This is a genomic window from Streptomyces nigrescens (genome assembly GCF_027626975.1).
Classification (GTDB): domain Bacteria; phylum Actinomycetota; class Actinomycetes; order Streptomycetales; family Streptomycetaceae; genus Streptomyces; species Streptomyces nigrescens.
Map to the genome: position 1 here is coordinate 2,470,288 of NZ_CP114203.1, position 22,053 is coordinate 2,492,340.

18 protein-coding genes are annotated in these 22,053 nt (G+C 68.1%); 16 read left to right on the forward strand and 2 right to left on the reverse strand.

All coding sequences use genetic code 11. The features are described 5' to 3' along the window. The first annotated feature begins 25 nt into the window (after positions 1-25). The 12 genes from STRNI_RS11135 (at position 26) to STRNI_RS11190 (ending at position 15,394) form a co-directional block, all read left to right on the forward strand. Complete coding sequence (locus STRNI_RS11135) at positions 26-1,240, forward strand: glycosyltransferase family 4 protein (RefSeq protein WP_277413231.1); 1,215 nt, start codon at positions 26-28, stop codon at positions 1,238-1,240. An 11-nt stretch (positions 1,241-1,251) separates the two neighbouring features. Next, entirely contained in the window at positions 1,252-3,084 is a 1,833-nt protein-coding gene (locus STRNI_RS11140; RefSeq protein ID WP_277411129.1) for a glycoside hydrolase family 15 protein, read from the forward strand. Then, a complete protein-coding gene (locus STRNI_RS11145) occupies positions 3,084-4,103 on the forward strand; it encodes a hypothetical protein (protein WP_277411130.1) in 1,020 nt (339 codons plus the stop codon). The genes STRNI_RS11140 and STRNI_RS11145 overlap by 1 nt, the downstream gene beginning before the upstream one ends. Before the next feature lie 185 nt (positions 4,104-4,288). Then, positions 4,289-5,713, forward strand: a complete 1,425-nt coding sequence (locus STRNI_RS11150) for an amino acid permease (RefSeq protein ID WP_277413232.1) — start codon at positions 4,289-4,291, stop codon at positions 5,711-5,713. Then, positions 5,713-7,089 (forward strand): glutamine synthetase family protein, encoded by a 1,377-nt coding sequence (locus STRNI_RS11155; protein WP_277411131.1) that lies wholly within the window; start codon positions 5,713-5,715, stop codon positions 7,087-7,089. The genes STRNI_RS11150 and STRNI_RS11155 overlap by 1 nt, the downstream gene beginning before the upstream one ends. Positions 7,090-8,043: 954 nt before the next feature. Beyond that, a complete protein-coding gene (locus STRNI_RS11160) occupies positions 8,044-9,915 on the forward strand; it encodes an ABC transporter ATP-binding protein (RefSeq protein WP_277411132.1) in 1,872 nt (623 codons plus the stop codon). A 32-nt stretch (positions 9,916-9,947) separates the two neighbouring features. Beyond that, entirely contained in the window at positions 9,948-11,207 is a 1,260-nt protein-coding gene (locus STRNI_RS11165; protein ID WP_277411133.1) for a methyltransferase domain-containing protein, read from the forward strand. Positions 11,208-11,569: 362 nt separating this feature from the next. Then, entirely contained in the window at positions 11,570-12,394 is an 825-nt protein-coding gene (locus tag STRNI_RS11170; protein WP_277411134.1) for an endonuclease/exonuclease/phosphatase family protein, read from the forward strand. A gap of 146 nt (positions 12,395-12,540) precedes the next feature. Next, positions 12,541-13,215, forward strand: a complete 675-nt coding sequence (locus STRNI_RS11175) for a hypothetical protein (RefSeq protein WP_277411135.1) — start codon at positions 12,541-12,543, stop codon at positions 13,213-13,215. A 405-nt stretch (positions 13,216-13,620) separates the two neighbouring features. After that, positions 13,621-14,441, forward strand: a protein-coding gene (locus STRNI_RS11180) for an IS5 family transposase (RefSeq protein ID WP_266450633.1) whose coding sequence is annotated in 2 segments (ribosomal slippage) — positions 13,621-13,984 and positions 13,984-14,441 — 822 coding nt in all. Because the reading frame shifts where the segments join, the coding sequence is not laid out codon by codon here. Positions 14,442-14,494: 53 nt separating this feature from the next. After that, complete coding sequence (locus tag STRNI_RS11185; protein ID WP_277411136.1) at positions 14,495-14,623, forward strand: hypothetical protein; 129 nt, start codon at positions 14,495-14,497, stop codon at positions 14,621-14,623. Between the two features lie 273 nt (positions 14,624-14,896). Further along, positions 14,897-15,394 (forward strand): hypothetical protein, encoded by a 498-nt coding sequence (locus tag STRNI_RS11190; protein ID WP_277411137.1) that lies wholly within the window; start codon positions 14,897-14,899, stop codon positions 15,392-15,394. On the opposite strand, the gene STRNI_RS11195 is transcribed toward STRNI_RS11190, so the two are convergent. Together STRNI_RS11195 and STRNI_RS11200 are read right to left on the reverse strand one after the other, a co-directional pair. After that, positions 15,360-15,917, reverse strand: coding sequence for an NUDIX domain-containing protein (locus tag STRNI_RS11195; RefSeq protein WP_277411138.1), 558 nt, complete (start codon positions 15,915-15,917; stop codon positions 15,360-15,362). The two genes, STRNI_RS11190 and STRNI_RS11195, sit on opposite strands and share 35 nt — an antisense overlap. A gap of 112 nt (positions 15,918-16,029) precedes the next feature. Next, the gene (locus STRNI_RS11200) at positions 16,030-16,800 is read right to left on the reverse strand and encodes a GNAT family N-acetyltransferase (protein WP_277411139.1); all 771 of its coding nucleotides are present in this window, start codon (positions 16,798-16,800) and stop codon (positions 16,030-16,032) included. A 175-nt stretch (positions 16,801-16,975) separates the two neighbouring features. Between STRNI_RS11200 and STRNI_RS11205 the strand changes: the two genes are divergently transcribed. The 4 genes from STRNI_RS11205 (at position 16,976) to STRNI_RS11220 (ending at position 22,026) form a co-directional block, all read left to right on the forward strand. Then, entirely contained in the window at positions 16,976-17,308 is a 333-nt protein-coding gene (locus tag STRNI_RS11205; RefSeq protein WP_277411140.1) for a WXG100 family type VII secretion target, read from the forward strand. Then, the gene (locus tag STRNI_RS11210; RefSeq protein WP_277411141.1) at positions 17,305-18,648 is read left to right on the forward strand and encodes a WXG100-like domain-containing protein; all 1,344 of its coding nucleotides are present in this window, start codon (positions 17,305-17,307) and stop codon (positions 18,646-18,648) included. The genes STRNI_RS11205 and STRNI_RS11210 overlap by 4 nt, the downstream gene beginning before the upstream one ends. A gap of 11 nt (positions 18,649-18,659) precedes the next feature. Continuing rightward, complete coding sequence (locus STRNI_RS11215) at positions 18,660-19,115, forward strand: hypothetical protein (protein WP_277411142.1); 456 nt, start codon at positions 18,660-18,662, stop codon at positions 19,113-19,115. 736 nt (positions 19,116-19,851) lie between these two features. Continuing rightward, a complete protein-coding gene (locus tag STRNI_RS11220; RefSeq protein ID WP_277411143.1) occupies positions 19,852-22,026 on the forward strand; it encodes a hypothetical protein in 2,175 nt (724 codons plus the stop codon). Positions 22,027-22,053 lie beyond the last annotated feature (27 nt).

Sequence of the window (22,053 nt, forward strand, 5' to 3'; positions counted from 1 at the left end):
CATAGCAGGCCAGCGAGGAACCCCAATGTCTACCTTTCCGCCCCCGCAGAGCGAGCTCGCGGCTGTGTGTGACCGCCGGAGTGTGCTGGTGGTCTCCCTGGCCTGGCACGTGAACGCGGCATCTGGGGCCGAGAAGGCCGCAGCGGCCCTGGCAGCCGGCCTGGCATCGGCCGGGCACCGGGCGGTGATCGTCACCGCAGCCCCACCCATATCCGGGCCTGGGCTCGCGGGTGTGGTCGTGGAGCAGATCGACCTGCCCATCAGCCTGCCCTGCTCGCCCGACAAGCTTCGCCAGGCCATCGACGAATGCACGTCGGGGCTTCAGCGCCAACTGTGGTTGCTGATCGCCCAGTACAACGCCGACACGGTGCTGTTCACGGACGCGCTGTGGGGCCTGGGCCGGTTGCGCGCGGACCTCCCGGACGGGGTGCGCCGTGTGCTGGCCGTGAACCGGCTGCCCGATGACCGCGATGCAGCAGAGGCGCTGCGGCGCGCCGATGCCGTGCTCGTCCCTTCGATGTCGGTGCTGTCAGCGGCACGCCAGCACGGCTGGGATACATCGACGTGGCATGTTGTCCCCCACGCTCTGCTCCATGAGCCTCCGACGCCGCGCCCGGTAAGTGTCCTGCGGCGTCAGCAATCGGGGAACCTGCGCATCCTGGCCTCGGTGGGCGAAACCTCCGACGGCATCCTCGCGCTGCTGAAGGCGGCCCAGCAGCAACCAACCTCCCAGCGGCAGTGGGAGTTGCCCGTCTGTGTTGCCGCGGCGACGCACTTTCTCAAGACAGGGCCAGCTGGCATCGCCCTGGTGGAAGCCTGCAGGCACCTGGCGAGCGACGGAGATCGGGCGCCGCACATGGTCTGGTCCGGTGAGTTCCCCTGGCACGCCGTCCCTGCGTGGCTGTCGCGGGCCGCAGTAGTCATCACCCCGTCACCACCTGGGTCGCTCGGAATGGCGGCCCTTGAGGCGATGGCCGTCGGAGTGCCGGTCATCGGCTACCGGACAGGGGCCATGCCCGAGCTCATCGGGCCGACGGAGCGCGGGCGGTCTCTGCTGGCCGGACCACGCCACGGGCCGCACACCCTCCTGGCCCTCGCACGGGCCCTCCTCAGCTCCCCTGGCACCTACCGCGAGACAGCACAGGCCGCCTACGAACGATCACTCGACTTCACCAAGGACCGCATCACCGAACGGTTCCTGGACGCTGTACCTCTCCCTGACCCGCGCCCACACAGATGATCGGATACGCCATGTCCATGCCCATCGAGGACTACGCACTCATCGGCGATATGCAAACTGCCGCTCTCGTGTGCCGGGACGGCACGGTCGACTGGCTGTGCCTGCCCCGCTTCGACTCACCGGCGGTCTTCACGAGCCTGCTGGGCACCGAGGAGCACGGCTTCTGGCGGATCAGCCCGGCCTATGATCCCGGCGTCGGCCCCGAGTCCGCCGGACGCCGCCGCTACCGGGGCGACTCCCTGGTGCTGGAGTCCGAGTGGGACACCCCCCACGGCACGGTCCGGGTGATCGACTTCATGCCGCCGCGGGACGGCGCGCCGCAGGTGATCCGCATCGTGGAGGGCGTCAGCGGACGCGTCCCGATGCGCTCGGAGCTGCGGATGCGGTTCGCGTACGGCTCGGTGGCGCCCTGGGTGCACAAGATCGACGGTCGCACGGTCGCCGTGGCAGGCCCGGATTCCATCTGGCTGGACACCTCGGCAGCCGCGAGAAACGACGGCGGGACGGTGTTCTCTGACTTCACCGTCTCGCCGGGTGAGCGGATCGCCTTCACGATCAGCTGGGAGCCCTCGTACAAGCAGCCGCCGACCGTGGCGGACCCGGAAGGGTCGCTGGAGGCCACCGAGGAGTTCTGGCGCGAGTGGGTCGAGCACTGCACGTACCACGGCCCCTACCGCGACGCCGTGGTCCGCTCGCTGATCACCCTCAAGGCCCTCACCTACGCACCGACCGGCGGCATCGTGGCGGCGCCGACGACCTCGCTGCCGGAGTGCATCGGCGGCGTCCGCAACTGGGACTACCGCTTCACCTGGCTCCGGGACGCGGCGATCACCCTCTCCTCCCTGCTGCGCACCGGCTACCGCGAAGAGGCGCGAGCCTGGCGGGAGTGGCTGCTGCGGGCAGTGGCCGGCGACCCGGACAACCTCCAGATCATGTACGGCATTGCCGGCGAACGGGAGCTGGGCGAGAACGACCTCAACTGGCTCCCCGGGTACGAGAATTCGCAGCCCGTACGGGTCGGCAACGGCGCCGCCGGACAGCTGCAGCTCGATGTCTACGGCGAAGTGATCGAGGCACTGTATGTGGGCTTTGAGAACGGTCTGGATCCGCACGATCATGCCGCCAGCCTTCAGTTGAAGTTGATCGAGTGGGTGGAGAGGCACTGGGACAAGCCGGACGAGGGCATCTGGGAGGTCCGCGGACCGCGCCGGCACTTCGTCCACTCCAAGGTCATGACCTGGGTCGCCGTCGACCGCACCATCAAGCTGATCGAGTCCGGCGATGTCGACGGCCCGCTGGAGCGCTGGAAGGACCTGCGCGAGACCATCCACCGGGACGTCTGCGAGAACGGGTACGACAAGGAGCGCAACACCTTCACCCAGTCCTACGGCTCCCAGGAACTGGACGCCTCGCTGCTGCTCATCCCCCAGATGGGCTTCCTCCCGCCGGACGACAAGCGCGTCATCGGCACCATCGAGGCGATCCAGCGGGAGCTGTCCACCGAGGACGGCTTCGTGCTGCGCTACCCGACGGCCGGTGAGGGCGTCGGCGTGGACGGCCTGGAGGGGGACGAAGGGGCGTTCCTGGCCTGCTCGTTCTGGCTCGCCGACGACCTGGCGATGATCGGCCGGGTGGACGAGGCCCGCAAGCTCTTCGAGAAGCTGCTCTCGCTCCGCAACGACCTGGGTCTGCTGGCCGAGGAGTGGGACCCCAAGCTCAAGCGCCAGGTGGGCAACTTCCCGCAGGCGTTCAGCCACATCGGACTGGTGGAGGGGGCGCTGCGGCTTGCCGCAACAGAAGTCGCCGCCGCGAGATGCCGGAGCGATGTCGGTGAGGCGTTGTGATGCGCTCCGGGTATCGCCCGGTGTATCACCCGGCCGGCACGGATGACGCGTTGCGCGTAGCCCTGGTGGAGCTGCAGGCCGGGCGGTGGAGGGCCGCGCAAGACCTGCTGCTCAATACCAGTACGAGGATGGCGAGGACGGCGCGCACGCAAGTACTGGCGGTCGCTGCTGCCGGATCGAACGTGGTGGATGTGTGGCTGGCCGAAGACCCGCAGTGCTACGACGCCCAGGTGATGCGGGCCCGGGTCCTCGTGGAGCGGGTTTTGCGTGCACACCGCCAACAGCACGCCGGGGCTGCTGAGTTAGAGTCCGCGGCCCGCCGGGCAGCGGAGCATGCCGCTCGCCGCGCTCCGCATGACCCGGTTCCGTGGGTGTGCCTGCTGGCCTTGGCGCAGATCGACGGGTCTCAGTGGCGCGAAGAGCACCGCGTCCCCTCGCCCGAGCCGTTGCTGCCGACGGGACCGTGGGGACTGCTGAATCAGGCGTGTCGACGTGATCCGCATAATCGGGAGAGCTTCCACCGCATGCTGCAGTTCTTGCTCGCCCGAAATCACCCTCCGCTCGGTTCGGTCGCGGCCGTCATCGACTTCGGGCGGTGGGTGGCCTCGTGGGCACCGTCGGGCTCCCCGCTGCTGCTCCTTCCGGCGTATGCGCAGGTTGAGCAGTGCCGACTCCAGACCGCCCAAGGCGGCGTCCACCCACTGTGGCGACGGGAGTGGGCTCAAGAGCACACCCTGGCCTATACACTCGCCGCCTTCCGCAACTGGTTCAAGGAAGCGGATCCTGCGCTGCGGTCCGTGCTGGACCTGAGCTATCTGGCCTACGCGTTGTGGGTCGGGCACCAATACATCGAAGCCGCGAGCGTCTTCACGGCGATGGGACCTTACGCGGCGCGCGAGCCGTGGGCATCGGTGCCGGAGCGCCCGCCGGGGCCCGACGGCGGTGAGGAGCTGATGCTGCGGGCGCGCAGGGAGTCGCTGGCCTACGCCCGCAGCCACACACGCGCCGGTCCCAGATGACGAAGAAAACCGGCGTCCTTCTCCCGGCCCTCTTGGCATGACCCCGACCATCTGCTCGATTCCTGACTGTTCTGGAGGTCTTCGTGTTCCGCTCGGGTCCGCCCCATCATTCCCTTCGTGCTCAACCCACCCCGGATGATGTCCACTTGCGAGAGTTGGGCTACGACCCCGTCCTCACTCGCCGGATGGGATCGTTCGGCAATTTCGCCATCTCCTTCTCTGTGATCAGCGTCCTGTCCGGCTGCATGACCCTCTACGGCTTCGGCCTGACCACCGGCGGCCCCGCGGTGATGATGTGGGGCTGGATCGCCGTCGGCATCATGGTGATGTTCGTCGGCGCCGGACTGGCCGAGGTCACCTCTGCCTATCCGACGTCGGGGGCCCTGTACTTCCAGGCGGAGCAGCTCGGCGGCCGCAAGTGGGGCTGGTACACCGGCTGGCTGAACCTGCTGGGGCTGTTAGGTGCGATCGCCGGCATCGACTACGGAGCCGCGCAATTCACCGGCGCCTGGCTGAACCTGCAATTCGGCTTCGAGCCGAGTGCGGGCAAGACCATGGTCATCTACCTGATCATCCTCGCGCTGCATGCCACGCTGAATCTGTTCGGTGTGCGGCTGGTCAGCATCCTCAACAGCATCAGTGTGTGGTGGCACCTGGCCGGCGTCGCCGTGATCGTCGGTGCCCTGGCGTTCGTCCCCTCCCACCACCAGTCGCCCGGCTTCGTCTTCGGCGAGTTCGTCAATGACACCGGCTGGTCCAGCCCGGTGTACGTCACGCTCATCGGCCTGCTGCTGGCGCAGTACACCTTCAGCGGCTACGACGCCTCCGCGCACCTGTCGGAGGAGACCACCAACGCCCAGGTCAGCGCCTCCCGCGGCATCATGCGGGCGATCGGCTGGTCGTGGGCGGCCGGCTTCGTCCTGCTGGCCGGCCTGACGTTCGCCATCCAGGACTATGCGGCGACCCGCGCCACCGCGACCGGGGTTCCGCCCGCCCAGATCTTCCTGGATGCCCTGGGTGTGGCGGGGGCGAAGGCGCTGCTGCTGGTCGTCATCATCGCCCAGCTGTTCTGCGGCAACGCCGAGACGGCCGCCGCCTCCCGGATGGTGTTCGCGTTCAGCCGGGACGGTGCCCTGCCGGGCTCGGGCCTGTGGCGGCGGGTGCATTCCCGAACCGGCACGCCCCGCAACGCGGTCTGGCTGGCTGTCGGTGCCGCGGCCCTGCTCGCCGTGCCGAGCCTGTACAGCCCGAGCGCGTACGCGGCGATCACCAGCATCAACGTCATCGGCATCACCCCCTCCTACGCCCTCGTGATCTACCTGCGCATCAGGCACCGCCGCCGGTTCAGGCCCGGCCCGTGGAACCTGGGCCGCTGGGGCGTGGTGGTCGGCACCGTCGCCGTGGTCTGGGTGGCGTTCGTGACCGTGCTGTTCTGCCTGCCCCAGACCAGCCCGGTCTCCGCCGAGACGTTCAACTACGCGCCCATTGCATTGATCGCCGTGCTGTCGCTGGCCTGGCTCTGGTGGCGGGCGGCAGGCAAGCGCACCTACGACGTACCCGCCCACGGCTTCGGCGGCTCCGCTGACCGCTTCGACCAGGAGATCGTGTGATGCCAGCAGCCTCCTCCGCCAACACTGCCGAGGCCCACCTCACCCTCGACCGGCTGCGGAACCTGGTCGGCTCCGGACGCATTGACACGGTGCTGCTGGCTGTCCCCGACCTGCAGGGCCGGCTGAAGGGCAAGCGATACGGCGCGCGGCACTTCCTCGACCGTATCGCCACGGGCGGAGCGGACATGTGCGCCTACGTGCTGGCCACCGACATCGACATGACCCCCGCGGACGGCTTCGCCCTGACCTCATGGGCCACTGGCTACCAGGACCTGGCCGTCACCCCCGCCCTGACGACGCTGCGCCTTGCGCCGTGGATGCCGAAGACCGTTGTGGTCCTCGGCGATGCCGTCGACCATGCGGGCGCCGCCATCGAGGTGGCCCCGCGCCAGATGCTGCGTCGGCAGCTGGCCCGCCTGGCCCGCCACGGCCTGGACGTCAAGGCGGGTCTGGAATGCGAGTTCGTGGTCTATCAGGGCACCCCCGAAGAGGCCGCCGATTGCGGCTACCAGGGCCTGCGGTCCCTGACCATGGGGAACCTGGACTACGCACTGGACCACCCGACGGCCGCGGATCGGTTCTTCCGTCGCCTGCAGGCAGCCCTCACCGGCGCCGGCCTTCCCGTTGAGGCGATCAAAACGGAAAGCGCCCCCGGGCAGGTGGAGGTCACCTTCCCCTACGGCGAGGCGGTAGCCGCCTGCGACGGGCACCTGGCGTTCAAACACGCCGTCCGTGCCATCGGCGGCCGGTCAGGTCTGACCCCCACGTTCATGGCGGCACCAGCAACTGGCATGGGCAGCGGACTGCACCTGCACATCTCGCTGTGGAAGGACGGCACAAACGCGATCGCCGACACCGGCAACGCCCTGTCTACGGTCGCCCGGCACGCCATCGCCGGACTGGTCGATGCGCTGCCGCAGATGGCTGTGCTCTACGCGCCGAACATCAACTCCTACAAGCGGTACGTTCCCGACTCGTTCGCGCCCACAACCGCCAGCTGGGGCTACGACAACCGCACCTGCGCCATCCGCGTCGTCGGCCGCGGCGAAGGCCGGCACCTGGAGATCCGCGTCCCCGGGGCGGATGCCAACCCCTACCTCGCGCTCGCCGCAGCCGTCGCCGCCATCAACCACGGAGTCGACAACGCGCTCACCCCCGGACCGCCAGAGACAGGCAACGCCTACCGGGAAGGAGGGCCACCCCTCCCGAGCACGCTGAAGCAGGCGCAGGTGGCCCTCCGCAACAGCTCCATCGTCCGCGACGCCCTCGGCCCCGACGTCGTCGAGCACTACGCCCACCTCGCCCAGCTGGAGATCTCCCACCACCAGCACATCGTCACCGACGCCGAACGCCACCGCTGGCTCACCCGCGCATGACCCCCAAGGAGGCTTCCGTGAAGAGCACCCTCGACGTGGCGAGGTGACCACCCTGCGATGACGCACCACCCCAACTGCCCTGATTGCCTACGCGCGGCGCACATACACGGCCATACCCCGCCGGAGCCACCAAAACCTGACCCGCCAATACGTGCCGCGACATTCATGCTCCTGTTCCTGGTCTTCGTCGTGATCGCCAGTGGATGGATGGGCCTCGTGTGGCTGCTGGCACAGGACATCGGCTGGCCTTAATCAACTCATCGGGCACCGCCCCTTCGGCAGCGAGCCGTTGCGCAGGCATGGCTGAAGCGTGGCGGGCACTTCATCCCGCTGGCCAGCTGCTCCGTAGCAACCTCCCAGCGGAGCCAGAACGGCTCGCCGGTAAGCGCGGATTGATCGCGCTCGCAGCCCGTACCCGGCTGAGATCACACCCCGTCAATCCCATTGCTGCAATACCTCAAAGGAATGATTTGAACTGTTCGAGCACCCGAAGCCACGCGCAGGCCAACGGCCACACAGCCCGAGTCGGCGATGGGAACTCATGTTCAGTATTTGCCTCCGAAGCGCCCGTTACGGGGGTGCGATCGGGGCCGTTCTTAGAGCACCTGTACTCATCAGCGACTCCCCTGGAGGAACCGTGCATCCCGTTGCCGTCCCCGTGATGCCCCCGACCGATATCGAACATCAGCTGCTGGAACCCCATCTGTCCATGGGCTTCTTGGGGCGCCTTGTTGACGCTGCCGCCCGCAGTGCCCGCCACTCATCACACCCGGATGGGGGGTGGGAGGCATGAGCGAACCCACCGATGCATCAGCCGACCGTGTCCCGGGGCCGCGCACCTCCCCTCAGCCGCCTCCGCCCGCCACGAAACCTGCCGCACCGCAGGACGGACATGACGTCCCCCCAGGAGCCAAGCCGGGCACAGCGGCAGAAGCGACCGATCCGGCTTCGCAGATGCGGTACGTGGACCTGACCGGCAGCCGTGAAGCGGCCGGCCGGTCGATCCGGATGAGCGACATGGCCAGGCGCCTGCCGCAGTTGGTGCGCCGGTCGTTGGCCCTCGCCTGGCGCGTCGACCGGGCAGCGACCGTCGGTCTCCTGCTGTGCCAGGGGGTCGCCGGTGTGATGCAGGCCCTGGGCCTGGTCGCGATCAGCGGGACCCTGACCGCGCTGCTGACCAGCGGGGACGTCTACCACCGGCTTCTGCAGGCGTGGCCGTCGGTCGTCCTGCTCGCCGGCGCATCCGGCGTGCGAGCGCTCCTGGGGATCACCGTCAACTGGCTCTCCTCCCGGCTGGGCCCGCTGATGTCGCGCGAGGCCGAGCAGATGCTGCTGACGGGCTGCGCCGAGGTGGAGCTGTGCGCCTACGACGAGCCCGACTTCAACCGCGACCGCGAGGCCGCTGACCGCGGAGCACAGGTCACCGGGGACCTGATTGACGAAGGGCAGGATCTCATCGCCTCGGCGGCCTCCTTCCTCGCCGGGGCCGTCGTGCTGGCCGGGGTGCACTGGGTGCTCCTGCCGCTCTTGGTGGCGGCCAGCCTGCCGCAGGCCCTGGCCCAGGTCAGCGCCGCACGCGCCCGCTACCTGGCGAACCTCCGCAGCAACGGCGACAACCGGATGCTGTCGGTGCTGCGCTGGCACATCTACACCCGCGAGGCCGCCGACCAGATCCGCGCCGGCACCATGGCCGGCTTCCTGTCCGGCCGGTACCGGCAGACGGTCGCCCGGATCAACCGCGAGGACCGCGCCGCAGCCGACAAGGGGGCGCGCATGTCCCTGGTCGGCGCGCTGTGCGGAGGGTTGGGCTCGGCCCTGGTGTGGGCGGCGGTCGTGTGGCTGCTGGCAACCAGCCGCATCAGCGTCGGGCATGCCGGTACGGCCGTCTTCGCCCTGCAGACGGTGGGGCAGTCGGTCCGCGGCCTGGTGGCCATCGGGGCGCGGGCGGTGCGCACGGGTCTGTACATGGACGACTGGAGCGGATTCCTGGACAAGGCCGGCGGGTACCGCATGCGCCGGGGCACGCACCGGCCCAAGCCGCCGCAGAAGATCGAGATCAAGGCGGTCTCCCACCGCTACGCGGGCAAGGACCACGACGCGCTGTCCGATGTCTCACTCACTCTGCGCCGTGGCGAGGTCACCGCCCTGGTCGGGTTCAACGGCTCGGGTAAGTCGACACTGTCGAAGCTGGTCAGCGGCCTGTACCTGCCCACGGACGGGCAGGTGCTGTGGGACGGCACCCCTGCCGGCGACGCCGACCCGCAGGCGCTGTGGCAGCAGGTGGCCCTGGTGCCGCAGGACTACGCGCACTGGCCCCTGACCGTGCGCGAGAACGTCACCCTCGGGCAGCCCTCGCCGCGCGGCGATGCGGCCGTGCGTGAGGCGTGCGAGGCTGCCGGCGCCGACGAAGTCGTCGACAAGCTCGGTGCCGGGTTGGACACCCTCCTCGCCCGCGAGTGGCTTAACGGCGAGGAGCTGAGCGGTGGGCAGTGGCAACGCATCGCTCTCGCAAGGGCGTTCTTCAAAGAGGCCGGGCTGCTGGTCCTCGACGAGCCGACCGCGAACCTGGACCCGAGGGCGGAGTACCGGATCTTCCAGCGGCTGCGGGACCTGGCACGGGACCGGGTGGTACTGCTGGTGACCCACCGCATCACCAACGTCGCCGTGGCCGACCGGATCGTGGTCCTCGACGAGGGCAGGATCGTGCAGGAAGGCACCTACCAACAGCTCTCCCAGCAACCGGGCCTGTTCCAGCAATTGTTGTCCTACCAGGTCACCTCTGAGGAATCCCAGTGTGACGGCGAGCACCGCGGGGCACGCACATGAGCCGCCGCGGTGGGCCGGAGACCGAAAGTCGGGTGCGGCGCCCGGGCACGGGAGCCCGGGCGCCCCAGCCGGGCATCGCGGTGGATCCGGATGCCGCGCGGGCGGCGATGGTTGCCCAGCTGGAGGCGGAAGGGGCGCTTGGCCCGGGCCTCGTGCGCGATGCCCTGCTTTCCCTTCCCCGGGAAGTGCTGATGCCGCAGGCGTACGTCCGGCGCAGCGCGCCGGAGGAGCGGACGCCGCGGTGGGACCTGCTGGACTGGGCTGTGCGCGGTGACCGCGAGGAGCTGCTTGGTGTGCTGTACGGCGGGGAGAGTGTGCTGATCCAGCACGACGGCGAACCCCTTCTCGGGCGCGTGCCCGGTGCGCGGTCCGGGGGGATGATCACGTCGATGTCCAGCACGGTCGGTATGACCGCCGGTCTGCTGCGGGAGTTGGATCTCAGGGCAGGGCACCGGGTTCTTGATGTCGGCATAGGCGCGGGCGTGACTGCCGCGGTCGCATGCTGGGTCTGCGGCGAGCGCGGCGTGGTCACCGTCGACCGCGATCCGCACGTCACCGAGGCGGCCCGCACACACCTGGCCGAACTCGGGTACCGCCCGACCGTGGTGACGGGTAACGGGGAGGCCGGCTGGGAGGAACGGGCGCCGTACGACAGGGTGTTCGTCTCGTACGCGGTTCCGTGGGTGTCGTGGGCGTGGGTGGAGCAGCTGGCCCCGGGCGGTCGGGTGCTGGCGAGCGTGACCGGCACGTCGCCGTCCTGGCCGGGCCTTGCTGTGATCACCAGGACCGCTCACGGTCGGGTGGAGGGCGAACTGCGGGCGGTGGAATTTGGGCACCGGCCCGGCCACGGCTTCCAGCGGATCTTCCTCTCACGGGCGTTCGTGGAACGGATCTCGGCCGCTGACGGCGGCCGCAGCTTCCACAGCCGCACAGCACCGCCGCCCGATGAGCCGCGCGGATTGTGGCTGGCTGTCGCGGCCCTCCGGCCAGGTTTGGTGCGGAACTGGGGTGCCGACCACCTGATGATCGGCGCCCCCGCGTGCGGCTCCTGGCTCACCGTCCGCCCCGGTGCCGCCGGCACCTGGACGATGACGGCCTGCGGGCCTCGGGACATCTGGGACGAGATCCAGACCGTCGCCGCCCGGTGGCGGGCCGCTGGTTCGCCGACCTCATACAGGCTCTGCCTCGACGCCCACGGCGAGCAGTGGGTCAGCGCGGGCAGCGGCGAGAAGGAGCTGGCCTGGTCCCTGCCCCGCCCGACCAGCCAGGAGCCGACGGAGGTCCGCGCATGATGCCTCTGCCCCGCCTTGCCACGCCCGCCGACGCCGGCGAGATCGCCCGCCTTCGGTCGGAGCTGATCCTGTCCGAACCGCTCGACGAGACCTGGCTTGCCAGATGCAGCGATCTCCTGGCCGCACGGGCACGCGTGACCATCACCTTCCCGCCGGACACGTGCTGGGGTCGCCTCCCGCCTGGTCGTTCCGTGGCCAGACCCACAGCCACCCGGAGCGGCCACCGCCGATACGGCCCCCTGGCACAGACGGGCATCGGCCGGTAAGCGAGCAGATCGACACGCCCTTCGGCGTCGGACCGACCACCTCGACACAGGGACCGCACGACCCACCCTAAGGAGAACAGAACCATGTTGACCGTTATGAGCCAAAACGCCCAGTACGGGGCCAACACCGACGGGCGCTGGGAGGGCCTGCTCGACGTTATCCGCGGCGTCGGTCCGCAGCTGCTCCTCCTCCAGGAAGTCGACTGGCTGGCAGACCCCGACAACGCCGAGGCAGCGAAACAGGCCCTCGGGATGGATCTGGCGGTGGCACCATCGAGGAACCTGAACACGGCGGTCGCCTGGAAGCCCGAGGCCCTGGAACTGCTGGGCACCGAGACGAAATACAGCGTCTCGGAGATGCACCATGGCTACTGCGCGCCCCGCTTCAAACCTCTGGGCCTCTCTCAGGACCTGCCGGAACCGCTGGTCGCGATCAGCACGCACCTGACCCCCTACTCCGCGGACGTCGCCGCCCAAGAGGCCCAACTGCTGTGTGCCCGCGCCTACCGGTACGGCGGGATTGCCCTGATCGGCGGCGACATCAACCACATGGCACTGGGCGACGAGGAACCCGACTGGGCCCTCGTCCAGCCCTACAACCGAACCTCTCGCTGCCTGCGGCGCAAGAAGCCCACCGATCCCTGGCGGGGCAATCGCGTGGTCGGCAAAACGTTCATGGACGGGGAGTTCACCGACGTCGCCGCCCACGTTGCCGCCCTCCGCAACGACGCCTCCCCGCTGGCACCCACCGGCAAGGCTGGCCTCCTACGAGTGGACCAGGCCCACGTCACCCCCACGCTTGTCCCCGCGATCAAGAACTACTGGATAGTGGACCCAGGCCCTCACGCGGACCACTACGGATTCGCCTTCACACTGGACCTGGAACGGGCCAACACGTCCCTGACACGTGACTACACCTGAACCCCGCTGGAGTACGGCTGCCGCCGATCTGCGTTGGGCGGCAGCCCGCCGAACACCAACCATGCGGCCGTATCCGATCAGGTCCGCGGACCATCTGCGGTCCCCGTTCTCCGTATGGCACGGCCAGCAGTGGGCAGACTGCGGCCATGGCCTTTGACCCCCATGCCGTCCTGCCCCGCTTCGCCGACGAGTACCGGGCCGCCCACGACGGCAGCGACCCCTACACCGACGCGTGGCCATGGGCGGAAGCCGTCGTCCGCTGGCACCAGGACCAGGATCCCCCCGTGCTGCCCGGCCGCGGCTTCCTGCTCGGAGACGACCCGCAGGCTCGCGACCACCTGGTGGCCGCGGTCGCGGAGTCCCTCCGGATCGCGATGGGATGGTCCGGCGCCACCATCGGCGACCTGGACCTGGATGGGCTCGGGGCCGAGCTGCGCAACTGGATCGAGGACGAAGACGAGGACGGGGCCACCCTCACGCCCGGCGGCACCGGGTGGCCGGCCCCCACCGGCCCGTACGCCGACCGCTGGCACGCCCTGATGCACGTGCTCGTCAGCGCCCCGGAGCAGTGGGCCCAGGTACGCCGCTCGGTGTACCGCGCGTTCGCATGCCTGTTGTGGCACGCCCGCAATGCGCCGCACCTCGCCGACGGCTCCTACAACACGGTGCAGGACTACCGGCTGCGGCAGGCCCCGGGCCGCAGAGGCGACTACCGGTCCCTGGCCGAAGTCGCCCCTTCCCTGGGGATGTCGCCTGTGCCCGTCCGCGATCCCCGCTGGTATGAGGGATACCTCCTCGTCACTACAGCTGAAGCTGGCTGAGTAGAGGCCGACGGAGGAAGACCGGCCCGCGCCCCGCCGCGCTACACGTCGGGCGCCTGATGCAGGTGCAGCCGTACGCCGAGCTCGTCAGGGTCCGGGGCGTAGGGTCTGCCGACGCGATCGCACATCGTGCGGCGAGCAACTCCTGGATGGTGGCAAGCTCTCGCCTTCCCGTTCTCAGCGCCATGCGGCGGACCCACCACTCACCTCGGGGGCAATCCCATCGTGCTCACCGCGAGGCGGTTCCGCGAACGGCCAACCCACCTTGGAGGAAGGGGACAAAGCAGTGCTGTCCAGGAACGGGCTATTCGGAGAGTTCTGATACCCGACTGCACCATTAAGAGGAGCTAACAGAAAGCCTCTGTGTGGCCATGCCTCGGTCTGCGATGGCTCGTTGGGTAGGTCATGGGGAAGGGGAAGCGTCCGCCGTGGGTGGTAACGGATGACTTGTGGGGGCGGTTCGAGCCTCTGTTGCCAGTGCGTGAGCGCAGATCCCGCAACGCTGGGCGTCTGCCGTTGGACGACCGGCGGTGTCTGCAGGGGATTCTGTTCGTGCTGCATACCGGTATCCAATGGGAGTGGCTGCCGCAGGAGCTCGGCTTCGGCTCAGGGATGACGTGCTGGCGCCGGCTGCGGGACTGGAACGAGGCTGGGGTGTGGGACAGGCTCCACCAGGTGTTGCTGACCGAGCTGCATCAGGCGGGGAAGCTGGACTGGTCGCGGGCGGTGATCGACGGCTCGCACCGGCAGGCCCGTCGGGGCGGCCCAAAACCGGCCCGAGCCCGGTCGACCGTTCCAGACCGGGCTCGAAGCACCACGTGATCACTGATGCCCATGGCACCCCGCTGGCTGTCAGGCTCACCGGCGGCAACCGGCACGATGTCACCCAGCTGCTACCCCTGCTCGACGCGATACCCCACGTCAAGGGACGCACCGGCAGACCTCGTCACCGGCCGCGGCAACTGTTCGCCGACCGCGGCTACGACTTCGACAAGTACCGCCGCCTGCTGTGGAAACGTGGGATCAAGCCGGTCATCGCGCGACGCGGCATGCCGCATGGTTCCGGACTCGGCACCGTCCGCTGGGTCGTTGAGCGCACGAACGCCTGGATCCATGGCTTCCGTCGACTGCGGATCCGTTGGGAGATCCGCGACGACATCCACGAAGCCTTCCTCAAACTGGCCTGCTGCGTGATCACCTACCGACGCGTCCAAGCATTCTGTTAGCTCCTCTAAGCGGAGAAGGCTCCTCTGGCGATGCCCAGCGTCTCCTTCACCGGGTGCGACCGAGCCATGCGCCCTTGCGTGTCGACGCCGTGTACCTCGTCGATGTCACCGCGGACGCGGAAGCGAAGACCATCACGTGGGAAGAACTGGCAAGGGTACCGCTCGGCGTGTCCAAGGGCTGACGCGCGCTATGGGCAGGTGCGGGCAGCGGAAGAGCACCCGTCGGCGGCGTTCCGATGTGCCGCGTGGCAGACTCAACTGCAGATCGTCACCCACCCGCCGTACACCTGTGGGCATCCCGCCGATCCGGAACAGTGGACGCAACATCCGAAGACAAGGGGCAAGCGTCTCGCCACCTTTGAACGGCGGGACGTCGTCCCCGAGCCCGACAGGGGTTACGTCAGCCACGGTCGGTTGTCACAATGAGATGCCTGAACCTGCGGGAGGATTGCGAGATGCTGTTGGGCCGCAAGAAAGCCCTGGTGCGGACAGCGGCATGGAACGCCCAGGTCCGACTTGGGTTGTATCCGCCGTTCTACATGACCGTTGCTCCCGCCCAGGATTGGCACCCCGACACGATGGTGGGCGGTTCGATTACGTTCAGCAACGAGGTTGCTGAGGCGTTGGGTCAGCTCGTGGTCGACGTCGGTCCGCATCATGAGCTGACACCCCTCGCGTCCCGTGCTCTTGCCGTAGCGTCGCGCCTTGGTGCTCTTCACCCGAACTGGGTGGAGTACTGCGACCGGGATGCGAGACCCGGCGAAAGCCAGGAGTCGCGTGCCATGTCGCGAGAGTGGCCTTTGCCTGAGAAGGTCAGGTCATGGCCGCATTTCGAGCAAGCGGCGAAAGACGTGCGGACCCTTGTCGACCTAGTGACCGAACTCCACCCGATGCTGGTCGCCTCCTGCGGGCGCGACATCACCCAGCCGGTGAATCTGCCGCTGGCTGCGTGAGCTGCGCCAGCCCGGCTAGGAGCAGCGCGCTCACACTGCCTGCGTCGGTGATCCGGCCGACGCGGACTGCCTCGATTGCCTCGGCGAGCGTCCACCATTGCACGGTCATGCCGATCTCGGTGCCGTCACGACGCACCATTCCCGGCCGCAGGCCGGAGGCCAGGAACAGGTGCGTCCTCGCGGCCGTGATCGCGGGCAGCGGATCGATAACGCCGAGCAGCCGCAGGTCGTCGGCGACCAGGCCCGTCTCCTCCTCCAGCTCCCGCAGTGCCGCATCAAGCGGGGCCTGACCTTCGCTGCCGCCTCCGGGCAGGTGCAGAACGCGCCGGCGCTGTAGGTAGAAGTCATCTTCCACCAATACGACCTGATCGCGGTCATCGAGTGCCACGACGCGCACCGCGTCGTCGACGGTGACGTGTTCGTACGCGCCGGCGCTGCCATCGGGGCGGAGTACCGAATCACGGTGAAGAGCGACGAATGGCCCTGCGTGCAGCACCTCGGTACCCGTTCGCTCCCACCCCATGCCTGGCCTCCTAATTTGAACTCGTGTTGTCGGTCAATCAGTTGGTGCCGGCAAGGTCCACTCGCTCGGTCACTGTTGCCCGGTCCCGGGACGGGCCGGCCAAGCTTCCAAGTCAGAGCAACTGCTCCAGGAGCACGTTCATCGGGTTGAAGCCTGCGGCCTGGTAGAACGCACGAGCACCCTCGTTGAAGTACCAGACGTCTGTCACGACGCGTCGGCAGCCTGCCGCGCGTCCCACTTCCCGTACGGCTTCGAGCAGTGCCGCGCCGACACCACCACGGGCAGCATCGGGGACTACGGCGATTTGGTCCAGAGACACGATGACGTCTGAATGTGTCAGAGCGCTGCCGGGCCGGTTCTTGATTCGGGCGAGGGCGTATCCGAGGGGCTGGCCTTCGGTCCCGCCGGCGAGGAGCACGGTAACTGATGGGTCGGCTATCTGAGCTCGGAAGAAGACTTCGACGGCATCCGGCTCCGGGGATTCGAGGAACAGGTCGGGGCGGTGTCGTTTGTGCAGGTCATGAACGACGTGGTTGAGGATTGCGAGCAGGGCGACATCGCCTGAGGAAGCGGTGCGAATCTGAATCACGTCGCCATCCTGGGCCGTTGCCCCTGTCGCTGCCACACGTTTTGGGGCCTGGGCCAGCGCACGTTCAGGCGTGCTCGTGCCATCCCAGGCCGGTGCTGGCCAGGCAGCCGTCAAGCACTTCCAGCCGGTATGCAGCATCGCCTTGCCATGCCGCCTCCCCGCTGCCCCGCAGGGAGCTTCGCTGGCCTCGACGACGTACCTGGGTCCGGGCTCTGGCTGGGCTACTCCATGCTCCTCCAGCCGCTCGCAGAAAGCGAGCCCGCTGTCCTGATCGAGTCGAACGTGATCCAACATCCACGAAACTTCCTCAACCTCGCCGACTGCGGCGCAACTCGTCGGCCGTCCAGGCTATTGCGAATTGGCTGGATCAAGCCCCTTGTGAGACGGGGGATTGATCGCACCTGGGGCGCTGTCAGCCCCTCCCTGTAGGTTGGAAGGTGATCAAGTTACACCTTCAAGGGGGGAGTCTGTGGCCGCTTCTGGCTTCAATATAGACACGCACCAGCTGAAAACTGCAGCGCCAACATTTCACAGGGAGTCAGTGGCGCTGCAGAAGGCCACGGAAAAGCTCAAGCACTCGCTGGCTGCGCTTGCTTCACCGTGGGGAGACGACGAGCAGGGGCAGAAGTTCCGGGATGCATATACCCCGCATCGCGACCAGATCGATCGCGCCGCCCGTGCACTGGTCCAGGGGCTGGCGAGCATCCAGAAATCAATGAAGGACATGGCAGACAACCATGAGGAGGCCGACCGCTCCAGCGCCTCCGGCTTCAAGGACGGCGGCCGCGGAGGTCCGCATTGAGCGCTTCCGACAAGGTAAAGGAGGTCGTGCAGGACCTCACCGGCATGTGGTGGCCGGAGGGGGACGAGGACGAACTCCGGGAAGCCGCCCGAGCCTGGCGCACCTTCGCCGACGACGTCGAGGACTGCACGGCGGCCTGCCACAAGCGGGCCCAAGACGTGATCGACAACAATAAGGGCCAGTCGATCGAGGCGTTCGGGGAGTTCTGGCGGCGCTACCACGGTGGCGGCAAGGGCTACCTCGACGATGTGGCCGCCGCAGCCCGGGACATGGCCAAAGCACTGGACAAGTTCGCTGACCAGATCGCCGAGGCCAAAAGCAAAATCAAGCACGAACTGGAGATCGCCGGCGCGGTCCTCGTTGCCGGTACTGCACTGGCTGTGTTCACCGGAGGAATCACCGAGGTCGCAGCCGTTGGTGCCGCCGAGACCATCGCCGCGGCAGCCGGTGCGGCCGGTGTCGCTGTGTCGGCGACGGTTGCCGAGATCGCCGGGACGGTCCTGGCGACCGCTGCCATCGGCGGCCTCGAAGCGATCACCGTCGATGTCGTCGTCGCACAGGGCGGAAGGAATCTGCTGGGCGATCAGCACGGCATCAACCTCGCCGAGATCAAAGACGCGGGCGTCACTGGTGTCCTCATGGGAGGCGCCGTCGGAGGCGCGGCCCGTACAGCGCGAGCTGTCGCGAGAGCCGGCGGGCTCAAGACCGTGCTCAGGAATTTCGACGGGGTACACCTCGAATCCCTGGGCTTCGGTGCCCCACGATTCGCCTTGCCCGGCGGCGGTTCCCTGCCGCGTGGCTCCGCCTCCCGCATGTTCCGCACGGGGAACGGGGACGAGGTCCCCGCCCTCCCGCCACCTCCACGGCGAGGGCAGCTAGCGAAAGGCAACGGCGGTCCCTCGCTAGAGCAGGTGCGGAAGATGCGCGACAAGCGCAAGCGCTGGTCCACAGGGGAAGACCACGTACGGAAGATGTACGGCGGCCAGTCCGAGACCCACTACCCCGTCCCCACGAATCAGGACCCCAAGTACCCCGTCACCGCCACTGGCGGGCGGAAGGTCGACGTACCCGTCCCGCTCCCCGACGGCCGGACACTCGGGGTCGAGGTGAAGACTTACCAGCAGTACCGCATGGTCGAGGTGGCCCCCGGCCAGCATGCGCCCCAGCATGTCGAGGTGCCGCTCAGCAAGCACATCAAGGAACAGATCCACAAAGACGTGGCGCTGCGAAGAATGGACCCGGGATTCGACCCGCGGTGGGTATTTCTTCACGCAGGACCTTCACAGGAATTGCGCGAATACCTCAAGGAAGCCGGTATCATATTCGTGGAACACCACTAGGGAGAGAAGGAATGCAGATTTCCGAGGCAGACCAGGCGCGGGCCAACCTCGAACAATGGGCCCAGGACGCGCACGAGAATGTGCTCGGGATCGCCGACATGCTCAACGTCCCTGCCGAGCAATACGAGCAGGACGCGCTGATCCTCATCGGCCCGCTGCAGGATTACGTATCCAAGCTCCCGCTCGACGAATTCGAGCAGGATGACTGGGTGACCCTGCACAATGACCTGGCCTCGTATGTGGCGGATGTCGGAATTCGCGAGCACGGGGCGTCCTGGAAGGTCCTGGACGACGAGACGACACCGCGCGGTTTCCGCTACATCATCGAAGGCACAGCACATGACGGCGAAGCCGGCCATGTAGACCCGTTTGACGTCGTCATGGAGGAGTTCGGAAACCTTCCGATCCAGATCGCGCGAATGCTGGCCAACGCAGAAGTGACGATCGGCGCGAATCCCCTGATCTGACGTGATCCTGAGCGGTCGCGGCCCGGTGCGTCGAGCACCGGGCCGCAGTTGTGCTGATCAGCGCAATCCTGTGTCGTTGATGTGCTGCTGGCCTGCGTGCCCCGATTCGGCGCTCCGGACGCGATCGTGACGGCGGCAGCCCGGAGCCGCGCGCTGTCGAGCTCATGGCCGGGGAACTGCGCCGCCCGGTCCTGCATGTATCGCAGCACAAGACCGGCCTGAGCCGACGGCCAGCGAGCACGGCCACGCCCCAAGGGGGCTTGACCAGGTTCCTTGCAGCCGCGGGTGACCTGCTGAAACGCTACCGTGCACAATCGATTTCGTCATCGCGGTGTGCTGCGGTGTGTGATCCATACGTGGGGGCTAAAAGCACATGCTGATCCAACGGGTCGAGTTCACCGACGCACGGGAGCTGACCAACGCGCTGTTGAGCGACCGGCCGCGGTGGACCACCAAGTGCTCTCTTCACCGAGGTCAGCGTGGTGCATGAGGTCGGCCGAGCTGCCAGCCTGCTGGTCGCATGGGCCGACATCCGTAGTCCGGCGCGGCACATCCCGGTCGCGCCAAGGCCCCTCAGCCCGAGAACCCGGGCTCCTTCTTGTGGGCAGGCCGCCAATCGCTAGCGTGGGATCAGCCGCGATGAGCAGTCGCAGTACCTCGCCGATCACGTACCGTGGACGGCCGGGCGCAGCGTCCCGTATCCGCGGCTAGGTGACATCGGGGCGAGAGGGGCACCGTGGGAACACACCAGCACGATCCTGTGGAACTGCCGGGCGGATCGACGGACTCGGACGGCCGACCAGTCGACCAGCAACTGCTCGGTGAGCTGATGGCGGCAGCCATCAAGGGCTGCACCGGGTGCGTGGACCGGCTGCTGGGCAAGGTTGCTGCCGATTCGGTCTGCGTGGCACGCCTTGTAGAGGTCTCCCGGCTGACCGCGCTCCGCGTTTACCGCGGTGAGTTGCCATCGTTCATGACCGACGATGACGATGGGTCCGGTCCGAGCTCGACGGAACTCCGGCGCCTTGTTCGGGCCGTGACCGCCGCTGAGCCGCTGTTCGAGGAGTGCGAGCAGCTGACGGTCGCCGAGCGGCGGAGCGCCGCCAGCACCGCCCTGGAGCTCTTGGTCGGACACTTGATGGTCGCGAACGAGGAGGGCCTGAATACCGCGCAGACCCTGTCGCAAGCATGCTTCGGGCTCAGCGCGCTGATGGTCAAGTGGTGGTTCGAGACCACCCCCCTCGCGGCCGGCGAATTCTCGGACCTCTGGAAGGAACACCACCTCGCGCGCCGGGAGGTGGGCCTGCCGCACGACGGCACCGACGCCGTGGGGCTACTGCTGGGCTCGGTGCTCCACCACCAAGCCATCCAGGATGGGCTCTCCGTCGAAGGGATCCGTGACCTCGTCTTCACTCGCGCGATCCCCACTCTGAAGGACACGGAGCAGGTCGGCAACATCCTGCGGCTGTACGCGGCACCGCCCGAGATCGACGACATCACCGTGCCCGTCAAACGCCTGGCACGAGCTGATGCCGGATTCCTCGCAAAACTGCGCCAGTTCGCCCGGCTCACGGTCACCGCCCACGCTGCCGACTGTCCGCACGGCCTGCGTCAGGTCGAGCACCAGTGCACCCTCGCGCACCGGGCCGCCGCGATCAACGGGGACACCCGCGCCCAGGTGGCCGCGCCCACGGCTGAAGAAGGACGACGCGTTGCCCTGCCCTACAACGGGTACAGCGAGGACGAACCGGTCGAAGGAGCCCCGGATGGCTACCCCGAAGACCACACCTGGCAGATCAATGTCGGCTGGATCCTCCTGGAGCGGTGGGATGCCAACGCGGCCCGCTGGAACGACACCATCTCCGAAGACTCCACCATCAGCGAGCCCAACTACCACCACGAGACCGGCCTGGAGACCCTGGCGTGCCCGGCCTGCGGCAATCAGGCCAACTTCCTCGTCGAGGGCCGCTGGGGCGACCCCCTCACCTTGCACTGCCGCTGCGGCGTCACGGTGATGTCTCCCCAGGACGACGCCCCCGGCAGCGAGCTGGGCCGCCGTCTCCTCAAACGGCTCATCTTGTGCGAAGCAGACCCCGCCTACGCGGCTCGCCGCCTGATGCCACTGGTGGCCGAGTACCAGAAGCAGGAGGCGAACTCCCGTACCTCCAGTTGGTACCTCGGCCCGGACGACAAGGACGTCGCCCTCGTCGAAGCGATCGACCTGACAGGAGAAGACCTCGCCCAGGCCCTGACCACGGTCCTGCGCCCGAAGCTGCCCAAGCGGCACGGCGGCCGCAAGCTCGCCCTCCTCCTTCTCCAGGTCGCGTACGCGCTGTCCACCCCAGGCGTCAAGGAAAGCCCGGACGGACACCGTCTGGAGTCGGAAGTCCGCGACCTCGTGGCCGACCTGAAGCAGGAAAGCGACCGTTGGGCACCGAGTCGGCAGCCCGTGCTGGACCGGCTCCAGGCATGGCAGGACGAGGGCGGGCCGGAGGCATGGCAGGCAGCCTGGACCCGCACGATGGAAGTAGCCGGTCCTTGGTTCAAGGGCTATCGCGTGGGCGATGGAAACCTGAGCGACGGCTGCGCGGCACTGACCCTCGCCCTGTACATCCTCTCCCGCGAGTCGGGCTCCGGTGTCGAACAGGTCGGGGTTGATGACGTCCGCGGCCTCATGCCCGCCAACACCACGGACGACTCCGCCAAGGAGGCCAGTGAGGTTCCGCAGCGGTGGGGCGCACGGCTTCAAGCGCTCGGACACGACCTCGATGCCCAGCATGATCCCGTCGCGGCGCTCTGGCGGCACCTGCGTTTCGACCGGCCGGCCGGTGTGCTCAGCAATCGCCGCGAACCGGCACTGGTGGCCGGCCTCGGCCGCATCCTCAACTCGGTCTACCCCATCCGCTTCTGACAGAGAAACCCGCACAGGCCGAGGCGG